At 56.3% G+C, this 3,734-nt stretch carries 5 protein-coding genes; 2 read left to right on the forward strand and 3 right to left on the reverse strand.

The features are described from left to right. Nucleotides 1–293 precede the first annotated feature (293 nt). Together H0V78_05685 and H0V78_05690 are read left to right on the forward strand one after the other, a co-directional pair. Entirely contained in the window at nt 294–785 is a 492-nt protein-coding gene (locus tag H0V78_05685) for a hemerythrin domain-containing protein (GenBank protein ID MBA2351280.1), read from the forward strand. An 89-nt stretch (nt 786–874) separates the two neighbouring features. Next, a complete protein-coding gene (locus H0V78_05690; GenBank protein ID MBA2351281.1) occupies nt 875–1,324 on the forward strand; it encodes a PA2169 family four-helix-bundle protein in 450 nt (149 codons plus the stop codon). Between the two features lie 82 nt (nt 1,325–1,406). Here the strand turns inward: H0V78_05690 and H0V78_05695 are convergent, their stop codons facing one another. The 3 genes from H0V78_05695 to H0V78_05705 all read right to left on the reverse strand — a co-directional run bounded on the left by H0V78_05695 (nt 1,407) and on the right by H0V78_05705 (nt 3,511). Beyond that, nucleotides 1,407–1,583: a hypothetical protein gene (locus H0V78_05695; GenBank protein MBA2351282.1), complete on the reverse strand. Its 177-nt coding sequence runs from the start codon at nt 1,581–1,583 to the stop codon at nt 1,407–1,409. A 271-nt stretch (nt 1,584–1,854) separates the two neighbouring features. Next, complete coding sequence (locus tag H0V78_05700) at nt 1,855–2,460, reverse strand: hypothetical protein (GenBank protein MBA2351283.1); 606 nt, start codon at nt 2,458–2,460, stop codon at nt 1,855–1,857. After that, entirely contained in the window at nt 2,429–3,511 is a 1,083-nt protein-coding gene (locus tag H0V78_05705; protein MBA2351284.1) for a DUF927 domain-containing protein, read from the reverse strand. The genes H0V78_05700 and H0V78_05705 overlap by 32 nt, the downstream gene beginning before the upstream one ends. Between the last annotated feature and the right edge of the window lie 223 nt (nt 3,512–3,734).

Genomic DNA, 3,734 nt, shown 5'->3' on the forward strand with positions numbered 1-3,734 from the left:
GCCGATCTGCTGTGCTTTGCCCGTCCCTAAGGTGGATATTCGGGAATGCGGCGAACATAGTCGCGCGTTTCCACTTCTCGAAATTACAAAAATGCCCGACGCTGATGTAAATCTTACTAAGCCGCACGACCTCTCCTGCGGTCCCCAGCCGTACACAATGAATAAAGCGCTTGCGGAAACCATTGCTACTCTATTACGGATCCGCTCAATCGCCGGTCGATGATAAGGAGATACCAGTGGCACGTGGTTTGCGTTGCTCCGTCCGATATCACAATCCATATCAGGAGAACGTCATGGTTGCGAAGAAAGAGAGCGCGTCCAAAAGCAAGGACGCGATCGAAGTATTGATTCAGCAGCACAAGGAAGTACAAAAAATGTTCAAGGATTTCGAGAAGCTGAAGGAAGGAGATGAAGCGGAAAAAGCCGCGCTTGTGAAGGAGTGCTGTGCGAACTTGAAGATTCACGCCCAAATCGAGGAAGAGATCTTCTATCCGGCGGCTCGTGAGGCGCTTAGGGATGGCGACGATCTGCTCGACGAGGCGGAGGTCGAGCACGCCAGCGTCGAAGACTTGATCACGCAACTAGAAGGCATGACGCCCGGCGATGATCTGTATGACGCCAAATTCACGGTGCTCGGGGAATACACGAATCACCATATCAAGGAAGAGCAGGACGAGATGTTCCCGAAAGTCAAAAAGGCGAAGCTCGATCTAGGTGCGATTGGCAAGCAGCTCGAGCAACGCACCATGCAGCTCAAAGGAAAGATGGGCTTGCTTGGCGAATGAACACTCGTGGCAGAAACGAAAGGGGCAAAACTAGCTGCCCCTTTGCGCTACTTTCACGTACTTATCGTGCCTAACCTTAGGAGAATAATATGGATAACGACAAAGTCGTCTCTACACTGAACAATCTAATTGAAACCTGCAAAGACGGCGAACAGGGATATAAGACCTGCGCTGAAAATGCAAAGGATAGCAAACTTAAAAGTGTATTCAACGATGGCGCGCGGCGTTGCGCCGAAGGTGCGCGCGAATTGCAGTCGCAAGTTGGACGCCTCGGTGGCGACGCAGATACCAAGGGCAGCGTGTCTGGCGCGGTGCATCGCGGCTGGGTCAACCTCAAGGCGAGCATCACCGGCAAAGACGACAAGGCGATTCTAAATGAAGCCGAGCGCGGCGAAGACGTCGCCAAAAAAGCGTACAAGGAGGCGCTCGAAACGGATTTGCCAAGCGATCTTCGCATAATCGTCCAGCGTCAGTATGAAGGCGTCATGCAAAATCACGACAACGTTAAAGCGCTGCGCGACAGTTACCGCGCCACGTAGCGTTGCCGTTCCCTAAAAATTCCCGCGCTGACGGGAATTTTTATGGCGAATGCTTGCGTCTCAGGGCAGGGAGCCATAAGCCTTATGCCGTGTCGCCGGCATTGACTGGTTGCGGCTCGCGCGCGGCTTCCGCATCGTCGCGGGATAGGCCGCCGTAGTCCTCGTTGATGGATTCAAGGCTCGCGTGTGCGCGGGTACTGGTTTTCTCATTGATGGATTCAAGCGCAAATTCATTTACATCGTTTTTGACGTGTCCCACGTGTCCCACGTGTCCCCTAGTGTCTAACTCTATGACGCCATTAGCATTTATGGGGACAGACTCTGGGACTCGTTCATTTTGCCGTTGTGTCCCATGTGTCCCGTTTGTGTCCCGCCCGCCTTCATGGGACACGCGGGACACGCTGGCTTTTTCTTCGTGTCCCGTTGCCTCATGCTCGTAAGCCTTTGTATCTATTGGCGTTTCAGGCTGCGGGAACAAGGGACACCCCGGACACCGGTTTTTTGATGTTTCCGTAGAATGCTCAAGTCCATCAGGCGTCCCACATAGCAGAAGTGAATTTATAGCAACGCGTGCGCCCAATGTCCGGCAAGCATTCCCGTACTGATGATTTCCCTTCGCTATCCGGTTCGAGCCATCCTGCTTCGATCAAGACGCGCGCCACAGTCCGCATATCGAACCCGGCGCAAACCTCATTCTTGAAAGACTCTGGCAGCACATAAAAGCGCATCGCGCCGTTGTCCGTTTTTCTGAAACCAGCGCGGTTAATCGTTCTCGAATTATCCGGCGCACTGAAGTCAGTAAACCGCGCATCGCCATGCGTCTCAAAGAACGCCTTGACGCTTCCGAGTATCGCCGCTCGTTCCTGATTGCCAGCGCCGCCGCGCTGTTCAAGCCAAGCCTTGAAGCAAGTGACCGCCGCCCGTTCAGCTTCGCCCGGCTGCCAGCCGGTAATGCCGTAATAGGTTGCAAGTTCGCCCGCCGCCGCGATCAGCGCGAAGCGTGCGCACACCCGGTGCGCTTGTCCGCTCGCATCTGCCGGCAGATTGTCAGCGACGAACTGCGCGGTTAATTGTTTGATGGTGTCCGGCAGGGCGGCTAGGTTCTCAGCTTCCGTAACGGATTTCGAGAAAGGCAATTGCCGCCGTTCCGTAGTACTGCGCCGCCCCTTCGATCAGCGCCTTGGAAAGCGCCGCGCCCGAAACGTGATCGTGAAGCTTGTTGAACAAACCCAAGCCTGCGCCCGCATCTGCCGGTATATCAAGCAAGCGGATTTCCTGACCGGCTTTGGCTTTCTTGCCGCCGTCGCGCATATGTTGGGCAAGGCCGATTTCCCCGTTGGATAAAAACAGCAAGCGCCAATCGCTGCACTTTCTCGCAGCGCCGGTGCGTCCGGCTCGTGTCTTGCCGCCGCCATTGGCGAGCATGTAAGCGTTTTCACCCGCTTCTCGCGGGTCGCATTGCGCGAGTTCGTCGAGAATCAGCAAGGTATCGGAATGCAGCGCCGCCAATCCCTCAAGGCCGTTGGTAGTCGCCCGCCAGCGCTTCGCGTAATCCGGTGCGCCGTAGACTGACGCTGCGACTTTCAGCGCCGTGGTTTTGCCAGTACTCGATTCGCCGACTAGATTTAGCCCGCCCGATTCCGCGCCCGATGCGTTCAGCAGCATGGCCGCGAATGCGACCGAAACCGATAGCACAAGGCGCGAGTTACCAGCGCACAACGCTGCGACTTCCGCGCGCCATTGTTCAAGCGTTCCGGCTTGCCGGTAATCCCTGGCGGAACTCTCGGCTTGATAAATGACTTGCTCGGATGCGCCGCCGATAGTGCGCTCAGGCAAAACGAATGCGCCGCCATACCATCCGGTACGGTTAACGCAGCGCGCGCGCTTTGTCGTTTTGATCGTCGTTATGTACTCGGCAAGCCGGTTCCTTGCTGCCGCGCCTGACGCAATCTGTAAACCCAGGCGCAGCAGTTCGGCGCGCAATAATTCGCCGCCGCCGCTTAACATTTCCATCGGCATTGCCCAGCGGTGCACCGTGCCGTCGGCGTCTTTGAATTCGAGCAAGCGTCCCCAATTCTCTGAGCCTTTGTCGCGTACCAGCGCCGCGATTTTCAGATGCGAGCATATCCATTGCAGCTCGTCATCCTTGGTTTTATAGAAAACTCCATGCTCGGAAACGCTGAACATCGAACCCGGTTGCGCGGACGCACTAGCGCCCGTTGGCGCATCCATAGCCGCGCGGCCTATGTTCTCATCGTCTACCGGCTTTCGCCGCAGCTATGGCGTGTCTGACGGCCTCAGCGCCTTGCATCTGCGCCATGTCGTTGAAGTCCGTTGCCCGGTTCATCGCGCAAACTCCGGACAAGCCACGAAAGCGCCGATTGTCCGCGCTGCTCGCGTCGCTTTATTG

The sequence above is a fragment of the Burkholderiales bacterium genome (assembly GCA_013695435.1).
GTDB lineage: Bacteria > Pseudomonadota > Gammaproteobacteria > Burkholderiales > JACMKV01 > JACMKV01.

What these genes read in the sequence shown, in the direction of transcription:
- H0V78_05690 (MBA2351281.1), top strand. Translation starts at nt 875, where the DNA reads ATGGATAACGACAAAGTCGTCTCTACACTGAACAATCTAATTGAAACC.
- H0V78_05685 (MBA2351280.1), top strand. Translation starts at nt 294, where the DNA reads ATGGTTGCGAAGAAAGAGAGCGCGTCCAAAAGCAAGGACGCGATCGAA.
- H0V78_05705 (MBA2351284.1), bottom strand. Translation starts at nt 3,511, where the DNA reads ATGTTCAGCGTTTCCGAGCATGGAGTTTTCTATAAAACCAAGGATGAC.